Here is a 20,361-nt window from a genome sequence, read left to right as displayed (position 1 = left end):
GATCATCGTCGATCGAAGGAAGGAAGTGCGGTTGTGAGCAGCATCGAAGGCAAGGAAGTCAAGAAGGTCATCATCGCCTGCGACGCCGGGATGGGCAGCAGCGTGATGGTCGCGTCCCAGCTGGCCAAGCGGCTGAAGCCCTACTCGGTCAAGGTCGAGCACACGCCGGTCAACGAGATCCCGGGTGACGCCCAGGTCGTGCTGTGCCAGAGCACCCTGGTCAAGCGGGCCCGCAAGGCCAACACCACGGCGGTGATCCTCGGGTTCCAGAGCTTCCTGGGCGACCCGGTGTTCGACCAGGTCGAGCAGGCGATCCGGGACGGCGGTTCCCTTGCCGACTGACGCTTCCATCCTCAGCGCCGAGTCGGTCCTCATCGGCTGCGCCGCCCCCGACCAGGCCGACGCGATCACGCAGGTGGGTCGCAAGCTCCTGGAGCTGGGGGCGGTGGAGCCGGGCTACCTCGACGCGATGCACGAGCGCGAGCGCTCCGTCTCGACCTTCCTGGGCGAGGGCGTCGCGATCCCGCACGGCACCGACGAGTCCCGCCGCTTCGTGAAGCGGACCGCGCTCGCGATCCTCCAGTTCCCCGACGGGGTCGACTGGGACGGCAACGAGGTCCGGCTGTGCGTCGGCATCGCGGCCAAGGGGTCCGAGCAGGTCGGCATCCTGTCCTCGCTCGCCCGGATCCTGATGGACGGCGAGCAGGTCCGGCAGCTGCGGGAAGCACCGGACGCCGAGACGATCTTGCGACTGTTGAACCAGATGGACGAGGAGTTCTCCGAATGAAGGTGGCACGTTTCTACGCGCCAGGTGACCTGCGGGTCGAAGACGCCGACGAGCCCAACCCGGGCCCCGACGAGATCAAGATCCGGGTGCACAACACCTCGACGTGCGGCACGGACCTGAAGATCTTCCGCCACGGGCACCACCACATCGACCCGCCGCGCGTGATCGGGCACGAGATCGCCGGCGAGGTCGTCGAGACCGGCGCGAACGTCTCCGGCTGGGAGTCGGGCGACCGCGTGCAGGTCATCGCCGCGATCCCGTGCGGTGAGTGCAAGCAGTGCCGCAAGGGCCTGCAGCAGGTCTGTCCCAACCAGCTGTCGATGGGTTACCACTTCGACGGCGGCTTCGCCGAGTACATGATCGTGCCGAAGCAGGTCCTCAAAGTGGACGGCGTCAACCGGATCCCGGACGGCGTCAGCTACGCGGAGGCCTCCGTCGCCGAGCCGCTGGCCTGTGTCCTCAATGGACAGAGCTTCGCGCAGGTCGGCGAGGGCGACGTCGTCGTGGTCGTCGGCGCCGGCCCGATCGGCTGCCTGCACGTGCGGCTCGCCCGGGCCAAGGGCGCGGCGGCGGTGTACCTGGTCGAGCTGAACCGCGGCCGCCTCGACATGGCCGCCGAGCTGGTCAAGCCCGACGCCGCGATCTGCGGCGCCGAGGAAGACCCGGTCGCGAAGGTCCTCGAGCTCACCGGTGGCGACGGCGCGGACGTGGTCATCACGGCCGCGGCGGCGGGCAAGGCCCAGGAGGACGCGCTCAAGATGACCGCGCGCCGTGGCCGGATCAGCTTCTTCGGCGGCCTGCCGAAGGACAACCCGATCATCGCGTGCGACTCGAACCTGGTGCACTACCGCGAGCTGACCATCTACGGCGCCAACGGATCCAGCCCCGAGCACAACCGCCAGGCGCTCGAGCTGATCTCGTCGGGCAAGGTCCCGGTCGACGATCTGATCACCCACCACCTGCCGCTGTCCGACGTGCTGAAGGCGATCGACATCGTCAGCAGCGGCGAGGCGATCAAGGTGACGATCGAGCCGGGCGCGGCCGTCCCCGCGTGAGCGGTGAGGGCCCGAACCCCAAGGAGGCGACCAACGGTGGTTGACGAACTGCGCGGCAACCCGGCGAGCCCGGGCGCGGCCGCCGGGCCGGTGGTGCGGCTGACGCCGCCCCCGGTCCTGCCGGAGCACTGGGACACGCCGTCGGCTCCCGAAGAGGAGCTGGCGGCGGCGACCGAAGCGCTCGACGCGGCGGTGGCGGACCTGGAAAAGCGCGCGGCAACGGTTTCGGGCGAGTCCAAGTCCATCATGGACACCCAGATCATGATGGCGCAGGACCCGACGCTGCGGACCGGGATCCAGGAGGGGGTGGCCGCCGGCCGCCCCGCCGCCTGGGCGATCCGCGACGCCTTCGGCAAGCACGTGGCCGCGCTGGAGGCCATCGGCGGCTACCTCGGCGAGCGGGCGGCCGACCTGATCGACATCCGGGACCGGGCGATCGCCGCGGCGCTGGGCCTGGCCCAGCCCGGCATCCCGGACGTCGACGGCACGTTCGTCCTCGTCGGCCAGGACATCGCCCCGGCCGACACGGTGCTGCTCGACCCGGCGAAGGTGCTCGGCATCGTCACCGAGAAGGGCGGCCCGACCAGCCACACGGCGATCGTCGCCCGCGCTCTCGGGATCCCCGCGGTGGTCGGCTGCGCCGGCGCCGCGGGCCTGGCGGACGGGCAGCGGATCGCGGTCGACGGCGGGCGCGGCACGGTCGTCGTCGACCCGACGGACGACTACGTCCGGCAGGTCGAGGCGGAAGCGGCGTCGCTGAAGGAGAAGCTGGCGGCGCACAGCGGCCCCGGCGCCACCGCCGACGGCCACCCGGTCAAGCTGCTGCTCAACGTCGGCAGCGCCGGCGGGGTGGAGCAGGACGCGGCGGCCGACGCCGAAGGGGTCGGGCTCTTCCGCACCGAATTCCTGTTCCTGGACCGCACCGAGGCCCCGACGGTCGAGGAGCAGCGGGCGGCGTACGGCGAGGTGCTGCGCGGCTTCGCCGGCCGGCCGGTCGTCATCCGCACGCTGGACGCCGGCGCCGACAAGTACATCCCGTTCGCCAACACCGAGGACGAGCCGAACCCGGCGCTGGGCGTGCGCGGCTACCGCGTCGGCGTCCGCAACCCGGGGCTGCTCACCGCGCAGCTGGAGGCGATCAGCCTGGCGGCGGCCGACCACGAGGCCGACGTGCGGGTGATGGCGCCGATGATCGCCACGCCGGCGGAGGCCGCGGCGTTCCGCGACCTCGCCCGCGAGCACGGGATCGGGCAGGCCGGTGTGATGATCGAGGTGCCGGCCGCGGCGATCCGGGCGGCGGACATCCTGGCGGAGGTCGACTTCGTCAGCATCGGCACCAACGACCTTTCGCAGTACACCTACGCCGCGGACCGGATGCTGGGTGAGCTGGGGGACCTGCTCGACCCCTGGCAGCCGGCGTTGCTGGCGCTCGTGGCGAACGTCGCCGCGGCGGCCAAGGAGGCCGGCAAGTCCGCCGGCATCTGCGGCGAGGCGGCCAGCGACCCGGGCCTGGCCCCGGTGTTCGCCGGCCTGGGCATCACCAGTCTGTCGATGTCGGTGTCCGCGGTGCCCGCGGTCCGCGCCGCGTTGAAGGACTACACCCTCGAACAGTGCGAAACCCTCGCCCGCGAGGTGCTCTCCGCGTCCGACGTGCCGGCGGCGCGCCGGATCGCGGAAGAGTTCTCCGCCACAACGGCCGGCTGACGCGGCACAAGCTTTCTCCACGAGATGGGAATCGGGAATGTCCAGTAAAAAGGTGGTAATCGGCTCGCCGGTCGGGCTGCACGCGCGTCCGGTCAAGCTGCTCGTCGAGGCGGCCGGCCGCCAGCCGGTGCCGGTGAAGATCGGCCGCACCGAGGACAAGCTGGTGGACGCCACCAGCATCCTGGGTGTGATGGCCCTCGGCGTCCGCGGCGGCGAAGAAGTGGTGATCTCGGCCGAGGGCGAAGGCGCCGACGCCGCGGTGGCGGAGATCGTCGAGCTGCTGGCGCGCGACCTCGACTCGGCCGAGCAGCCGGCCGGCTGACGTCGGTGGTCCGGCAGGCGACCCCCTGGTCTGCCGGCCCACCGCACCGCCGGAGTACTCCTCCGGCCTACGAACGCCGGTGAGCCGTCCTGGTCACTGTCCGGACGGCTCACCGGTCCCCAAACCTGACACAGCCCGCCGGTTTCCCGGCGGGCTTCCGTCGTCTCAGTTGCTGCCGTAGAACTCCGCGACGCGGTCCACGATGAAGTCCTGGTCCCTCTCCTCCAGGCCCACGTAGGTCGGCAGGTAGAAGCCCCGGGCGGCCAGGCGGGCCGCGTTGAGCTCGGGCCAAGACGGGTCCAGGTACATCGGCTGGCGGCTCATCGGCTGGAAGAACAGCCGCGTCTCGACGCCGGCGGCCGAGAGGTGGGCGCGCAGCTCGTCGCGGCCCTCGGCCAGCAGGTCGTACATCCACAGGACGTCGCGGCTCGGCATGCGGGTGATCCCGGAGATACCGGAAAGCCGTTCGTCGTACTGCTTTTCGATCCGGGACCGCAGCTCGAGGATCTCGTCGATCCGCTCCACCTGGGCCAGCGCGACGCCGGCCTGCAGGTTGGTCATCCGGAAGTTGTAGGCCAGCTTCTTGTGGACGAAGTCGTGGGCCTTGCTGAAGGCCATGCCGCGCAGGTGCTTCATCTGCTCGGCCAGCCGCGCGTCGTTCGTCAGGCAGATACCACCCTCGCCGGACGAGATGATCTTGTTGGCGTACAAGGAGAAGCACGCGATGTCACCGACCGGTCGGACGCCGTGGGCCTCGGCCGAGTCCTCGACGACCCGCAGGTTGTACTGGTAGGCGAGGTCCATGATCGCGTCCATGTCGCAGCGCCGGCCGTAGATGTGCACCGGCATGATCGCCTTGGTGCGCGGGGTGATCTTGGCTTCGAGCTGCGCGACGTCGATGTTGAGGTCGTCGCCGCAGTCGACGAAGACCGGTGTGGCGCCGGTGTAGGTGACCGCCCAGGCCGACGCGATCATGGTGAACTCCGGGACCAGCACCTCGTCGCCGGGGCCGATGCCGAGGGCACGCAGGGCGAGGGTGAGCGCCGTCGTCCCCGAAGAACAGGCGACGCCGTGGCCCTGGCCGTTCCAGTCGGCGAAGGTCTCTTCGAAGCGCTGCACGAACGGGCCCTGGGAGGAGATCCAGCCCGTCGTCACCGCTTCGGTGACGTAGTAGATCTCACGGCCGGTGAGATGGGGCTGGGAGACGGGATATCGGAATGCCATCAGGTCCTCGCATGCCTCGGCTACCGGAAAGCTGCAGGATGGACCCGCTGAAGACGGGAAATCACCAGTAGTTCCCGATGGCCGCACGGATTGTCCAATGTTTTCCAGGGCGGCGCGGGTGTGTGATCGAGCGGATCAGCGGCGGTGCCGGGCGGCCGCGAGCACGGCCGGTTGGCCGGTGAACGTGGGAGAGCTATGACGAAACGAGCATTGATCACGGGTGTCACGGGACAGGACGGCTCTTACCTGGCCGAGCACCTGCTGGCACTGGGCTACGACGTGTGGGGCCTGGTGCGCGGTCAGGCGAACCCGCGCAAGTCCCGGGTCAGCCGGATCGCCGCCGAGCTGAACTTCGTCCACGGCGACCTGCTGGACCAGGCGAGTCTCGTCGGGGCCGTGGACCTGGTGCAGCCGGACGAGGTCTACAACCTGGGCGCGATCTCGTTCGTGCCGATGTCGTGGCAGCAGGCCGAGCTCACCACCGACGTCAACGGCATGGGCGTGCTGCGCGTGCTGGAGGCGATCCGGATGGTCTCCGGGCTGGACAAGTCGCGGACCACCGCGCCGGGCAGCCAGATCCGGTTCTACCAGGCGTCGTCGTCGGAGATGTTCGGCAAGGCGGCCGAGACCCCGCAGAACGAGAAGACGATCCTGCACCCGCGCAGCCCCTACGGCGTCGCGAAGGCCTACGGCCACTACATCACGCGCAACTACCGCGAGTCCTACGGGATGTACGGCGTCTCGGGCATCCTGTTCAACCACGAGTCGCCGCGGCGCGGGATCGAGTTCGTGACGCGCAAGATCTCCAACGCCGTCGCGCGGATCAAGCTGGGCCTGCAGGACGAGCTGCGTCTCGGCAACCTCGACGCCGTGCGCGACTGGGGCTTCGCCGGTGACTACGTCCAGGCGATGCACCTGATGCTGCAGCAGGACGAGGCGTGCGACTACGTGATCGGCACCGGCCGGATGCACACCGTCCGCGACGCCGCCGAGATCGCGTTCGCCGCCGCCGATCTCGACTGGCGCGACTACGTCGTCGTGGACCCCAGTCTGGTGCGGCCCGCCGAGGTCGAGACCCTGTGCGCCGACGCCACGCTGGCGCGCGCCGATCTGGGCTGGAAGCCGTCGGTGCCGTTCGAAGAGCTGATGCGCATGATGGTCGAATCCGACCTGCACCAGACCGCCCGGGAGCTGGACCTCGGCGAGGCGCTGACCGCCGCCGTCTGGTAGCCGGCCCCGGCCGGTCCCGGAAAGAACTCGGCGGTCGCGGCCCGGGCGATGTGCCGCCGAGGACGATTTCCGCCGCAGAAAACCATTTTTCGCGCCCCGGGCGGAAGCCGGCCGTGCGCCGGACTGCCTCTGCGGCAGCCGTCCCGGGGCGCCACCGCTCGCCGTCGTGTCGGGATGGGTTGCTGATTCATGGACAACGAACAGAAGCTCCGGAGCTATCTCAAGCGGGCCAGCGCCGATCTCGTGCGCACCCAGCAGAGGCTGGAGGAACTGGAGACCCGCGCGGTCGAACCGATCGCGATCGTCGGGATGAGCTGCCGCTTCCCCGGCGGGGTCACCAGTCCCGAAGACCTCTGGGAGCTGGTCAGCTCGGGGCGTGACGGCGTCACCGGGCTGCCCGCCGACCGCGGCTGGGACCTCGGCGCGCTCGCCGCGGCCGGCGGTGAGGCGGCGATGTCCGGCGGCTTCCTGCTCGACGCCGCCGAGTTCGACGCCGGCTTCTTCGGCATCTCGCCGCGCGAAGCGGCCGAAATGGACCCGCAGCAACGGATCCTGCTCGAGACGACGTGGGAGGCGATCGAGCGCGCCGGCATCGCGCCGTCGTCGCTCAAGGGCACCCGGACCGGGGTGTTCGTCGGCGCGATGGCCCAGGAGTACCTGACCGGCGCCGCCGGGCCGTCCGAGGGCTTCCTGCTGACCGGCAACACGAACAGCGTCCTGTCCGGCCGGCTGTCGTACGTGCTGGGCCTGGTCGGCCCGGCCGTCTCCGTCGACACCGCGTGTTCGTCGTCGCTCGTCGCGCTGCACCTGGCCGCGCAGTCGCTGCGGTCGGGGGAGTCGACGCTCGCCGTCGCGGGCGGCGTGACGGTGATGTCCGCCCCGACCACGTTCGTCGAGTTCAGCCGCCAGGGCGGGCTGTCCCCGGACGGCCGCTGCCGCTCGTTCGCCGATTCGGCCGCCGGCACCGGCTGGGCCGAGGGCTCGGGTGTGCTCGTGCTCGAACGCCTGTCGGACGCCCGCCGCCACGGCCACCCCGTGCTCGCCCTGGTCCGCGGCAGCGCCGTCAACCAGGACGGCGCCACCAACGGCCTGACCGCCCCCAACGGCCCCTCCCAGCAGCGCGTCATCCGGGAGGCGCTGAAGAGCTCCCGGCTCACACCGGGCCAGGTCGACGTCGTCGAGGCGCACGGCACCGGCACGAAGCTCGGCGACCCGGTCGAGGCCCAGGCCCTGATGGCGACTTACGGGCAGGACCGCGAACGTGCGCTGCTGCTCGGTTCGGTGAAGTCGAACTTCGGCCACACCCAGGCCGCGGCGGGCGTCGCCGGCGTGATCAAGATGGTCCTGGCCATGCGCCACGGCGTCGTCCCGCCCACGCTGCACGTCGACACGCCGTCGTCCCATGTGGACTGGCGCGCGGGCCGGGTGGACCTGGTCACCGAGGCGACCGAGTGGCCCGAGAGCGGGGAGCCCCGCCGCGCGGGCGTGTCGTCCTTCGGGCTCAGCGGCACCAACGCGCACGCGATCATCGAGCAGGCGCCGGCCGAGGACGCCGAGCCGCGTGCCGTCGTCGAGCGGCCGGTGCCGTTCCTGGTTTCCGGCAAGACCGACGAGGCACTGCGAGAGCAGGCCGGACGGCTCGCGCGGCAGCTGGCGGACGGCGCCGCGCCGCTCGCCGACGTCGCGTTCTCCCTGGCCACCGCGCGGACGTCGTTCGAGCACCGCGCCGCCGTGGTCGGTGCCGATCGCGCCGCCGTGGCCGACGCCTTGCAGGCGCTGGCCGCGGGGGAGTCCGGTGTCGTCGGTTCGCCGCGCGCCCGCGCGAAGACCGCGTTCCTGTTCACCGGCCAGGGTTCGCAGCACCTGGGGATGGGCCGCGAGCTGTACGCCGCGCACCCGGTCTTCGCCGCCGCGTTCGACGAGGTCCTCGACCGGCTCGAGCCCGGGCTCCGGGACGTCGTCTGGGGCACCGGTGCCGACGCTGCCGACACGCTCGCCGACACCGGCCGGGCGCAGCCGGCGATCTTCGCCGTCGAGGTCGCCCTCTTCCGCCTGCTCGAGTCGTGGGGCGTGCGCGCCGACCTGCTCGCCGGGCACTCGGCGGGCGAGATCGCCGCCGCCCACTGCGCGGGCGTGCTGTCCCTCGACGACGCCTGTGCGCTGGTGTCCGCGCGCGCCCGGCTGATGCGGGACCTGCCCGCCGGCGGCGCGATGGTCGCCGTCCGGGCCACCGAAGACGAAGTCCGCGCTGAGCTGGTCGACGGTGTGGGTATCGCCGCCGTCAACGGACCTCGCGCGGTTGTCTTGTCCGGTAACGAAGACGCCGTGCTGGCCGTCGCGTCCCGCTTCGAGCGCACGACGCGGCTGCGCGCGTCCCACGCGTTCCACTCGCACCTGATGGACCCGATGCTGCCCGCGTTCCGCGAGGTGGTCGCCGGCCTGACGTTCGCCGAGCCCGCTCGCACCCTGGTCGTCGCCGGCGAGGTGACCGACCCGGAGTACTGGGTGCGTCACGTCCGCGAGACCGTCCGCTTCGGCGACGTCCTCGCCCGGCTCGCCGACGCGGGCGCGAACCGGTTCGTCGAGGTCGGGCCGGAAGCCGCGCTGACGCCGCTGGTCGACGTTCCGGACGCACTCGCCGTGCCGGTGCTGCGCAAGGACCGCGACGAACTCACGTCGTCGGCCGAGGCCCTCGCCCGGCTGCACGGCGACGGCGTCACCATCGACTGGGCCGCGTTCTTCGCCGGGACCGGCGCCGTCTGGACCGAACTGCCCACCTACGCCTTCCAGCACGAGCGGTTCTGGCCGCGCGACACCGGCCGCGGCCGCGGTGACCTGCGCTCCGCGGGCCTGCGCAGCGTCGACCACCCGCTGCTCGGCACCGCCGTCGAGGTCGCCGACGCCCGCGGGCTGCTGCTGACCGGCCGGCTGTCGGCCGGCACGCACGCCTGGCTGGCCGACCACCGTGTCGGCGGCGCGGTGGTCGTGCCCGGCACGGCGCTGCTGGAGCTGGCCGTCCGCGCCGGCGCCGAGACCGGCTGCCCCGACGTCGAAGAACTGACCCTGACCCGGCCACTCGTGCTGGGCGCCGACGAGCGCGTCGTCGTCCAGGTGTGGGTCGGCGCGCCGGACGACGACGGCCGCCGCGCGGTGGCCGTCCACTCGCGCCCGGACGGGGAGGTCAGCGGCAACTGGACGTCCCACGCGGTCGGCCGGCTCACCGCGGTCACCCCGGAAATCGTGATCCCGGAGGCGGTCTGGCCGCCCGCGGACGCGACCCCGGTCGAACTCGACGGGTTCTACGACGGCATCGACGACGGCCGCGAGTACGGCCCGGCGTTCCGCGGCCTGCGGGCCGCGTGGCGCCGTGGTGACGACGTCTTCGCCGAGGTCGCGCTGCCCGACGCCGTCGAAGCCGAGACGTTCGACCTGCACCCCGCGCTGTTCGACGCGGCCCTGCACGCCACGGCGTTCCTCGCCGGTGACGGCGGCCTGCCGTTCTCCTGGCGGGACGTCGCCGTGCGCGCGGTCGGCGCGACCGTGCTGCGGGCCGAGCTGCGCAAGACCGGTGACGACTCGCTGTCCCTCATCCTGTCGACGCCCGAAGGCGACCTGGTCGCGGTGGCCGGCGGCCTGTCCGTGCGGCCGATCGCCGCCGAATCCTTCGCCGCCGGCACCGGCGGCGGCCTGTACCGGATCGACTGGACCGAGCCGGTCACCGGGATCACCGACCCGGCCGACGCCGACGTCGTCACCCTCGACGTCCCGGCGGGGGAGACCCCGGCGGCGGCACGCGTCCTCGCCGCGCACGCGCTCGGCCTCCTGCAGGCGCGTGTTGAAGCGGCCGACGACCGGCGGCTGGCCCTGGTCATCCCGGCCGGGGTGCCCGCCGCGGCGACCGTGCGCGGGCTCGTCCTGGCCGCCCAGCAGGAACACCCCGGCCGCTTCGTCCTGATCGAAACCGACGAGCAGCCGGCGTCCGCCGACGCCGTCACGACCGCGCTGTCGACCGGCGAGCCGCGCGCCCTGATCCGCGCCGGACGCGTGCTTGTGCCCCGGCTGGTGCGGGCCGTGCCCGCCGAGCCGCGTGGCTGGGACGCCGACGGCACCGTCCTGATCACCGGCGGCACCGGGGGACTGGGCCGGATCATCGCCCGCCACCTCGTGCGCGAGCACGGCGTCCGGCACCTGGTCCTCGCGAGCCGCCGCGGCGTCGCGCCCGACGACCTCCTCACCGAGCTGGCCGGTCAGGGCGCCGACGTCAGTGTCGTCGCCTGCGACGCGAGCGACCGCGCCGCGCTGGCCGCACTGCTCACGGACATCCCCGCCGCCCACCCGCTGACCGCCGTCGTGCACGCGGCCGGCGTCCTCGACGACGGCCTGCTCGGCACCCTCGACGCCGGGAAGCTCGCCACCGTGCTGGCGCCCAAGGCCGACGCGGCCTGGAACCTGCACGAGCTGACCCGCGACCACGACCTGAGCGCGTTCGTCCTGTTCTCGTCCCTGGCCGGCACGCTCGGTGCGGCCGGGCAGGCCAACTACGCGGCCGGCAACGCCTTCCTCGACACGCTCGCCCAGGTGCGCCGCGACGCCGGCCTGCCCGCGGTGTCCCTCGCCTGGGGCCCGTGGGCCGGTGAAGCCGGCATGGCCGGCGACGGCACCCTGCGCCGCTTCGCCCGGATGGGCATCCCCGCGCTCACCGAGGCCGAAGGCGTCGCACTCTTCGACGCGGCGCTGGCCGCCGACGAGCCCGTCGTCGTCCCGGTCCGCTTCGACCTGCCGGTGCTGAGCGCCCGGCCGGAGCCGCCCGCCGTGCTGCGGTCGCTGGTCGGCGGCAGCCGCCGGGCCGTGCGGACCGCGGGCGGGGCCGGCCGACTGGCCCACCAGCTGTCCACATTGGACGATGTGGCCCGCGCGGCGCGCGTCGCCGACCTGGTTCGCCGCGAGGTCGCCGGCGTGCTCGGGCACGCCGGAGCCGCGGCCGTCGACCCGGAGCGGTCCTTTTCCGAACTCGGCTTCGACTCCCTCACCGCGGTCGAGCTGCGCAACCGCCTCGACGCCGCGACCGGGCTGCGCCTGCCCGCCACGACGGCGTTCGACCACCCGACACCCGCCGCGCTGGCCGCGCACATCCTGGCCGAGCTGCTCGGCGACGACGGTCGCGCGGCGGTCCTCACCCGGAGCGCCGCGGCCGACGACGACCCGATCGCGATCGTCGGGATGAGCTGCCGCTTCCCCGGCGGCATCGCCTCGCCGGAGGACCTGTGGGCGGCCGTGGCCGAGGGTCGCGACACGACGTCGACGTTCCCGGTGAACCGCGGCTGGGACCTGGGCGCGCTGTACAACCCGGACCCCGACCACAAGGGCACCTCCTACACCCGCGAAGGCGGCTTCCTGCACAACGCCGGTGAGTTCGACCCGGCGTTCTTCGGGATGAGCCCGCGCGAAGCCGAAGCCACCGACCCGCAGCAGCGGCTGCTCCTCGAAATCTCGTGGGAGGCGATCGAGCGCGCCGGGATCGACCCGCGACGCCTGCGCGGCAGCTCCACCGGCGTCTTCGCCGGCGTGATGTACAACGACTACGGCCTCGTCATGGCCGGCGGCGACTTCGAAGGCTTCCAAGGCAGCGGCACGGCGTCGAGCGTCGTCTCCGGCCGGGTCGCCTACTCGCTCGGCCTCGAAGGCCCGGCCGTCACCATCGACACGGCCTGTTCGTCGTCGCTCGTGGCGATGCACTGGGCGATGCAGGCCCTGCGGTCCGGCGACTGCACCCTCGCCCTGGCCGGCGGCGTCACCGTGATGTCCACCCCGAACTCGTTCGTCGAGTTCTCCCGCCAGCGCGGCCTGTCGCCCGACGGCCGCTGCAAGTCCTATTCGGACGAAGCCGACGGCGTCGGCTGGTCCGAAGGCGCGGGCGTGCTCGTGCTCGAACGGCTCTCGGACGCCCGCCGGCACGGCCACCGCGTGCTGGGCCTGGTCCGCGGCTCGGCCGTCAACCAGGACGGCGCGTCCAACGGCCTCACCGCGCCGAACGGCCCATCGCAGCAGCGGGTGATCCGTCAGGCGCTGGCCGGCGCCGGACTGTCCACTTCGGACGTCGACGTCGTCGAAGGACACGGCACCGGCACGACCCTCGGTGACCCGATCGAAGCCCAGGCGCTGCTCGCGACCTACGGCCGGGACCGGGAAACCCCGCTGCTGCTGGGCTCGGTCAAGTCCAACATCGGCCACACGCAGGCTGCGGCCGGTGTCGCCGGGGTGATCAAGCTGATCATGGCGATGCGGCACGGCACCGTGCCCCGGTCGCTGCACGCGGCCGCGCCGTCGTCCCATGTGGACTGGAGTGCGGGCGCGGTCTCGCTGCTCGCCGAGGCGTCGCCGTGGCCGGAGACCGGGCGCGCCCGGCGTGGCGCGGTGTCGTCGTTCGGCATCAGCGGGACCAACGCACACGTCGTCCTCGAAGCGGCGCCGTTCGTCGAAGCCTCGCCGGTTGTGACGCCCGTGGACGCCGTGGCCGCGCCGCTGCTGCTGTCCGCCCGGACCGCCGGCGGACTGCGTGAGCAGGCCGCGAACGTGGCGTCGATCGACGCGGGCCGGTTCGACCTTGCGTGGTCCCTGGCCACCACGCGTACGGCGTTCGAGCACCGGGCCGTGGTGCTCGGTGACGACGTGTCTTCGTCTTTGGCCGCGCTCGCCGCGGGAAACCCGGCGCCCGGCCTGATCACCGGTACGACCGCGGCCGGCGGGCTTGCGTTCGTCTTCCCCGGCCAGGGCGCCCAGCGCTTGGGCATGGGGCGTGAGCTGGCTTCGCGGTTCCCGGTGTTCGCCGACGTCTTCACCGACGTCCTCGACCGGTGCGAGCCGGGCCTGCGGGGCGTGGTGTGGGGTGACGACCCGGCCGCGCTGGCGCGGACCGGGAACGCGCAGCCCGCGTTGTTCGCCTTCGGTGTGGCCGCGTTCCGGCTGCTGGAGTCGTGGGGCGTCCGCCCGGATCTTGTCGCCGGGCACTCGATCGGCGAGATCGCGGCGGCGCACGTCTCGGGCGTCCTGTCCCTGGACGACGCGTGCGCGCTGGTGTCCGCACGGGCGCGGCTGATGCAGGCCCTGCCCGCCGGCGGCGCGATGGTGTCGGTGCAGGCGCCCGAAGAGGACGTTCGCGCAGGCCTGACCGACGGCGTCGACATCGCGGCGGTCAACGGCCCGGACTCGGTGGTGCTGTCGGGCGTCGAGGACGCCGTGCTCGCGGTCGCTGCGCGCTTCGAGCGGACGAAGCGCCTGGACGTGTCGCACGCGTTCCACTCGCACCTGATGGACCCGATGCTGGCGGAGTTCGGCGAGGTCGTGCGGGGGCTGGACTTCGCCGAGCCGTCGCTGAGGTTCGTGGCCCAGGGCGACGTCCGGTCGCCGGGCTACTGGGTCGAGCACGTGCGCGCGACGGTCCGGTTCGCCGAGACGATCTCGCGCTCGGATGCCTCCACGTTCCTGGAACTCGGACCGTCGGCGGTGCTGTCGGCGATGATCGACCAGCCGGGCGCGATCCCGTTGCTGCGCAAGGACCGTCCGGAGGTGGAGTCCGCCGTCGCCGCCCTCGCCGTGCTGCACACGCGCGGCTGCGCGGTGGACTGGCCGGCCTACCTCGGCCGCGCGGGCGCGCCGGTCGAGCTGCCGACGTACCCGTTCCAGCGTGAGCACTACTGGGCTGCCGCCGTCCCGGCGCGGTCCGTGGCCGCCACGGCGGACGGCCCGCTGTGGGAGGCGATCGGCCGCGGCGACCCAGCGGAACTGGCGGGCCTGCTCGACCTGGGCGACGACCAGCAGGAGTCCCTGACGACGCTGCTGCCGGCCCTCTCGGGCTGGCGTGACCGCCGAGCGGCGGAGGAGACGGCGAAATCGTGGCGTTACCGCACCGAGTGGCATCCGTTCCGCACGGCGGAGAACCCTTCCTTGCCGGGAACCTGGCTGCTGGTGACGTCGACCGCCGACGAAGGCACCGAGATCGCGTCGGCCCTGACCACCCACGGCGCCACGATCAAGCGTGTGGTTCTGTCGGCTCTGGACGCTCCGAAGTTCGTGAATGGCACATTCACGGACTCTAAGTCCCTCGATGTGCCATTCACGGATCTGGACGAGCGTGCGCGACTGGCCGCGGCGCTTGCCGTGGCTGGGCCGGCTGAGGGCGTCCTCCACCTGCCCGCCGCCGGGGATGCCGGGTTGCGGGATCTGCTTACCCTCGTTCAGGCTCTTGGCGACGCCGACCTCGGCCTTCGCCTGTGGACGCTCACCGCCGGCGCCGTCGTCACCGCCGGGGAAGGGGCGCCCGACCCCGTCGCCGCGCGGATCTGGGGGCTCGGCCGGACCGCCGCGCTCGAACAGCCCGCACTGTGGGGTGGGCTGATCGACCTGCCCGCCACCCTCGACCCCGCCGCCGGGCGACGGCTCGCCGCCGTGCTCGCCGCGTCCGGTGGGGAGGACCAGGTCGCGATCCGGGCCCAGGGGGCCTTCGGCCGGCGGATCGGGCGGTATCTGCCCGCCGAACCCACCGAGCGTTTCCGCGCTTCCGGGACCGTGCTCGTCACCGGCGGCACCGGTGCGCTCGGCGCGTCCGTCGCGCGGTGGCTCGCCGCCGCCGGAGCCGAGCACCTCGTGCTCGTCAGCCGTCGCGGCCCGGGAGCACCCGGCGCCGCCGAACTCGAAGCCGAACTCACCGAGGCCGGTGCCCGGGTGACGATCGCCGCCTGTGACATCGCCGACCGCGCCGCCGTCGAAAACCTTCTCGACGGCCTGGACCTCACGGGGGTCGTGCATACCGCGGGCATCGCGCAGGCGATGGATCCGATCCACGGCGCCGACTTCGCCGAGTACACCCGCGTCATGGCCGCCAAGACCGAGGGCGCGGCGCACCTCGACGTCCTCCTCTCCGGGCACGACCTCGACTTCTTCCTGCTCTTCGGCTCCGTCGCCGGCGTCTGGGGCAGTGGCGGCCAGGCCGCCTACGCCGCCGGGAACGCCTACCTCGACGCGCTCGCCGAAGCCCGCCGGGCCCGCGGCCGCAAGGCGACGTCGATCGCCTGGGGCGCCTGGGCCGAGGAAGGCATGGCCACCGACGAGCACGTCGCCGGCCAGCTGAGCCGCCGCGGCCTCGGGTTCCTCCCGACCGCCCCGGCGCTCGCCGAGCTGGAACGCGCCCTGCTGCGCGACGACACGGCCGTCGTCGTCGCCGACATCACCTGGGACACCTTCCTGCCGGTGTTCACCGCGACCCGCGCCAGCCGGCTGTTCGACGAACTCGTCGAGAGCAAGCCCGAGCCGGTCGCGGCCACCGCCGTGACCGCCTTCGCGGCCCGCTTCGCCGGGATGTCCGAGACCGAACGCGACCGCGCGCTGCTGGACCTGGTGCGCGTCGACGCCGCCGCCGTGCTGGGGCACGTGACGGCCGACGCGATCGACGAGGACCGCGCGTTCCGCGACCTCGGCTTCGACTCGTTGACCGCCGTCGAGTTCCGCCGCCGGCTGGCCGACGCCACCGGTCTGTCGCTGCCCGCGACGCTGGTGTTCGACTACCCGACCCCGCTGGCGCTCGTCGCGTTCCTGCGTGAGGAGATCGACGGTCCGGCCGTCGGCGACGTCGTCGTCACACCGGGTGCCGTCGACGAGCCGATCGCCATCGTCGGCATGGGCTGCCGCTTCCCCGGCGGCGTCGGCTCCCCGGAGGACCTCTGGAACGTCGTCGTGGGCGGCGTGGACGCGATCTCGTCGTTCCCCGCCGACCGCGGCTGGGACACCGCGGGCCTGTTCGACCCGGACCCCGACCGGGGCGGCAAGACCTACTCGACGCTCGGGGGGTTCCTGGAGGACGCCGCCGAGTTCGACGCCGGCTTCTTCGGGATCTCGCCGCGTGAAGCCATGTCCATGGACCCGCAGCAGCGGTTCCTGCTCGAGGTTTCCTGGGAGGCCCTGGAACGCGCCGGCGTCGACCCCGCTTCGGTGCGGGGGAGCCGGACCGGCGTCTTCATCGGCTCCAGCTTCCAGGACTACGGCACCTCGACCGGCGAAGGCTCCGAAGGCCACCTCGTCACCGGCACCATCCCGAGTGTCCTTTCCGGACGGTTGTCGTACCTGTTCGGCTTCGAGGGCCCATCGGTCACCGTCGACACGGCGTGTTCGTCCTCGATCGTGGCGCTGCACCTGGCCTGCCAGTCCCTGCGTGCCGGGGAAAGCTCCCTGGCGCTGGCCGGTGGCGCCACGATCATGGCGTCGCCCGACCCGTTCGTCGCGTTCAGCCGCCAGCGCGCGCTGGCCGCCGACGGCCGCTGCAAGGCGTTCTCCGAAGCCGGCGACGGCATGAGCCTCGCCGAAGGCGTCGGCATCCTCGTGCTGGAACGACTGTCCGACGCCCGCCGCCACGGCCACCAGGTCCTCGCCGTCGTGCGCGGCACCGCGGTCAACTCCGACGGCGCGTCCAACGGCCTCACCGCCCCCAACGGGCCCTCGCAGCAGCGGGTCATCCGCCAGGCCCTGTCCAACGCCGGGCTCGACGCGGCCGAGGTCGACGCGCTCGACGCGCACGGCACCGGCACCGCGCTCGGTGACCCGATCGAGGTCCAGGCGCTGCAGGCGACCTACGGCCGCGACCGCGAGCGGCCGCTGCTGATCGGCTCGGTGAAGTCCAACATCGGGCACACCCAGTCCGCCGCCGGCGTGGCCAGCTTGATCAAGATGGTGCACGCGATGCACCACGGCGTGCTGCCGCGCACCCTGCACGTCGATCAGCCGTCCACGAAGATCGACTGGTCGGCCGGCGCGGTCCAGCTGCTGCACGAACAGGCCGAGTGGCCGGAGACCGGACGTCCGCGCCGGGCCGGCGTCTCGTCGTTCGGCATCAGCGGTACCAACGCCCACGCGATCATCGAAGCCCCCGCACCGGAAGACGTCCCGGCCGAGCCCGAAGCCGTGTCCGGACCGGTCGTCTGGCCGCTGTCCGCGCGCACCGCGCCCGCCCTGCAGGCTCAGGCGCTGCGGCTGCTGCGCCACCTCGACGAGCACCCCGCGACGCGGCCGGTGGACGTCGGCTGGTCCCTCGCCGGGACGCGGTCGTTGTTCGAACAGCGCGCTGTCGTCGTCGGCGAAGACCCGCTGGACCTGCGCCGCGGCCTCGCCGCACTGGCCGGGAACGCCGCCGACGCCGCGCTCGTGCGCGGGGTCGCCAAGCGCACCGCCGCACCCGTGTTCGTCTTCCCCGGCCAGGATTCGCAGTGGCCGGGCATGGCCCGCGAACTGCTCGCGTCGTCGCCGGTGTTCGCCGGCCGGATGGCCGAATGCGCCGCCGCGCTGGCGGACTTCGCCGACTGGTCGCTGCCGGAAGTACTGCGCGACGAAGAGGCGCTGGCCCGGGTGGACGTGATCCAGCCGGTGCTGTGGGCCGTGATGGTCTCGCTGGCGAGCCTGTGGAGCGAACACAGTGTCGAGCCGGTCGCCGTGATCGGGCACTCGCAGGGCGAAATCGCCGCGGCGTGTGTCGCCGGGGCTCTGACGCTGCAGGACGGCGCCCGGATCGTGGCGCTGCGGTCGCGGCTGATCGCCGAGCGGCTCTCCGGCCGAGGGGCGATGCTGTCGGTCGTTGCCGCCGCGGACGACGTCCGCGAGCTGATCGCCGAGCTGGCCGACCGGATCGCCGTCGCGGCCGTGAACGGGCCGCGTTCGGTCACCGTGTCCGGCGACCCGGACGCCCTGGCCACGTTGGAACGGCGGCTCGCGAAGGCGGGCATGATGCGCTGGCGGCTGGACGGCGTCGACTTCGCGGCACACTCGCCGCAGGTGGACGAGATCGCCGGCGAGCTCGCCGAACTACTTGCACCGGTGGCCCCGCGCGAGACCGGCGTCCGGTTCTACTCGACGGTGACCGGCGGGCTCGTCGAGCCGACCGAGCTGACCGGCGACTACTGGTGCCGCAACCTGCGGGGGACCGTCGAGTTCGGCGCGGCGCTGTCCGCGGCGGTCGCCGACGGCCACCCGGTGTTCGTCGAGTCGAGCCCGCACCCGGTGTTCACCATGGCGATCGGCGAACTGGCCGAGGCGGCAGGGGTCCCGGTCGCCGCGCTGGGCACGCTGCGCCGCGACGACGGCGGGCCCGACCGGTTCCTGAAGTCCCTGGCCGAGGCGCACACCCGCGGGGTGGCGGTCGACTGGGCGGACACCCTGACCGGCGGCCGCCGCGCCGACCTGCCCACCTACGCGTTCCAGCACGAGCACTACTGGGCCATCGAAGAAGCGGCGCCGGCGATGGCGGGCGCCCCGGCCGACGACGAGCTGTGGCAGGCGGTCGGCCGCGCCGACACCGCCGAGCTGACCCGGCTGCTGGACCTCGACGAGCACCAGCGAGGTGCCCTCGAAGACGTGCTGCCGTCACTGTCGGCCTGGCACGCCCGCCGGGACGAAGAGTCCACTGTGGACGCCTGGCGGTACCGCGTCGCCTGGCGCCCGGCCCGCCCGGCCGGCGGAACCCTGTCCGGAACTTGGCTGGTCATCGGCGACGACGCGGATGGCGAGGTCGCCGATGCCCTGCGCGGCCACGGCGCCGAGGTGCGCCTGGTGACGCTCGTCGACGACTCCGATCGCGCGGCGTTGACGAGCGCGCTCGGCGACACCGAGGGTGTGACCGGCATCGTCTCGCTGCTCGCCGCCGACCACGCGCCGACGGGGCACCCCGGCCTCGACCGCGGGCTGCTGCGGACCCTCTCGCTCGTCCAGGCTGTCGCCGAGACGGACCCGGCGATCCCCATCTGGGCGCTGACCCGCGGCGCGGTCTCCACCGGGCCCGCCGACCCCGTCCGCGATCCCGCCCAGGCACAGGTGCACGGCCTCGGCTGGTCCGCCGCCCTCGAACACCCCGGGCACTGGGCCGGGCTGATCGACCTGCCCGAGACCCTCGACGCCGCGGCCGCTCGGCGGCTTGCCGCCGTGCTGAGCGGGTCCGGCGACGAGGACCAGCTCGCCGTCCGGGCCTCCGGCGTGTTCGCGCGCCGGATCGTGCCCGCTCCCGTCGCCGGGCGCCGTCCGGAACGGACCTGGCGCGCCCACGGCACCGCCATCGTCACCGGCGGCACCGGCACCCTCGGCCCGCACCTCGCCCGCTGGCTCGCCGGTGAAGGTGTCGAGCACGTCGTCCTGACCGGCCGCCGCGGCCTCGACGCGCCTGGTGCCGCGGCTCTCCAGGCTGAACTCGGCTCGGCCGAAGTGGTCGCCCTCGACGTCACCGATCGCGACGCCGTCGCCGCCCTGATCACCCGGCTCAAGGGTGAAGGCCGCCGCATCACCACCGTGGTGCACACCGCCGCGCACATCGCCCTCGCGCCGCTGACCGGCACCGACCCCACCGCCTTCGCCGAGGTCCTCGACGCCAAGGTCACCGGCGCGGCCAACCTCGACGCCGTCCTCGACGAGCTGCTCGACGAGGGTGAACTCGAGCACTTCGTGATGTACTCCTCGACCGCCGGCGTCTGGGGCAGCGGTGACCACGGCGCCTACTCCGCGGCCAACGCCTACCTCGGCGCCCTCGCCGAGCAGCGGCGCGCCCGCGGTGTCCCGGCGACGACGATCGCCTGGGGCATCTGGGCCGACGACCGCGAGCTCGGCCGGGTCGACCCGGGCCGGATCCTGCGCAGTGGCCTGCAGTTCATGGAACCGCGCCTCGCCCTGGCCGGGCTGAAGCGCGCCCTCGAGGACGACGAGACGTCGCTGATGATCGCCGACCTCGACTGGGAGCGGTACTACCCGGTCTTCACGTCGGTGCGGCCCAGCCCGCTGTTCGCCGAGCTGCCCGCGGTCCGCAAGCTCGCCGAGGCCGCGCCGGAGACGGCCGACGTCGCTGCGTTCGCCGGCCGGGTCCGGGCGCTGCCCGCCGCGGCGGGACGCCGGCTCGTCGTCGACCTCGTGCGTGCCGAAGCCGCCACCGTTCTCGGCCACGCCGGTGGGGACGCCGTCGAGGCCGACCGCGCCTTCCGTGACCTCGGCTTCGACTCGCTCACCGCCGTCGACCTGCG

8 protein-coding genes (1 of these 8 running past the window's edge) are annotated in these 20,361 nt (G+C 73.1%); 7 read left to right on the top strand and 1 reads right to left on the bottom strand.

Annotated features, from left to right (window positions below; translation table 11 throughout):
- Nucleotides 1–33: 33 nt before the first annotated feature.
- The 5 genes from OG494_RS13815 to OG494_RS13795 are packed head-to-tail and all read left to right on the top strand — an operon-like array spanning nt 34 to nt 3,868.
- Complete coding sequence (locus OG494_RS13815; RefSeq protein ID WP_247051679.1) at nt 34–342, top strand: PTS lactose transporter subunit IIB; 309 nt, start codon at nt 34–36, stop codon at nt 340–342.
- Nucleotides 332–787 carry a PTS sugar transporter subunit IIA gene (locus OG494_RS13810; RefSeq protein WP_328455618.1) on the top strand — a complete coding sequence of 152 codons (456 nt, stop codon included), beginning with the start codon at nt 332–334 and terminating at the stop codon, nt 785–787. Before OG494_RS13815 ends, OG494_RS13810 begins: the two co-directional genes overlap by 11 nt.
- Nucleotides 784–1,842, top strand: coding sequence for a zinc-dependent dehydrogenase (locus OG494_RS13805; RefSeq protein ID WP_328455616.1), 1,059 nt, complete (start codon nt 784–786; stop codon nt 1,840–1,842). The genes OG494_RS13810 and OG494_RS13805 overlap by 4 nt, the downstream gene beginning before the upstream one ends.
- A gap of 36 nt (nt 1,843–1,878) precedes the next feature.
- Entirely contained in the window at nt 1,879–3,546 is a 1,668-nt protein-coding gene (gene ptsP, locus OG494_RS13800; RefSeq protein ID WP_328455614.1) for a phosphoenolpyruvate--protein phosphotransferase, read from the top strand.
- Nucleotides 3,547–3,583: 37 nt separating this feature from the next.
- Nucleotides 3,584–3,868 carry an HPr family phosphocarrier protein gene (locus tag OG494_RS13795; RefSeq protein WP_328455612.1) on the top strand — a complete coding sequence of 95 codons (285 nt, stop codon included), beginning with the start codon at nt 3,584–3,586 and terminating at the stop codon, nt 3,866–3,868.
- A 165-nt stretch (nt 3,869–4,033) separates the two neighbouring features.
- Here OG494_RS13795 and OG494_RS13790 read toward each other — a convergent pair whose 3' ends face one another.
- Nucleotides 4,034–5,092 carry a DegT/DnrJ/EryC1/StrS family aminotransferase gene (locus OG494_RS13790; RefSeq protein WP_328455610.1) on the bottom strand — a complete coding sequence of 353 codons (1,059 nt, stop codon included), beginning with the start codon at nt 5,090–5,092 and terminating at the stop codon, nt 4,034–4,036.
- Nucleotides 5,093–5,287: 195 nt separating this feature from the next.
- On the opposite strand from OG494_RS13790, the gene OG494_RS13785 reads away from it, so the two are divergent.
- Nucleotides 5,288–6,322: a GDP-mannose 4,6-dehydratase gene (locus tag OG494_RS13785; protein ID WP_328455608.1), complete on the top strand. Its 1,035-nt coding sequence runs from the start codon at nt 5,288–5,290 to the stop codon at nt 6,320–6,322.
- Nucleotides 6,323–6,511: 189 nt separating this feature from the next.
- Nucleotides 6,512–20,361, top strand: partial view of a type I polyketide synthase gene (locus tag OG494_RS13780; RefSeq protein WP_328455606.1) — the 5' portion only. Its footprint extends 13,291 nt past the window's final position; only the first 13,850 of its 27,141 coding nucleotides appear in the window; its start codon is at nt 6,512–6,514; its stop codon lies beyond the right edge, outside the window.

It is taken from the genome of Amycolatopsis sp. NBC_00438, from assembly GCF_036026695.1.
GTDB lineage: Bacteria > Actinomycetota > Actinomycetes > Mycobacteriales > Pseudonocardiaceae > Amycolatopsis.
This window is presented reverse-complemented; position numbering and strand designations above follow the sequence as displayed.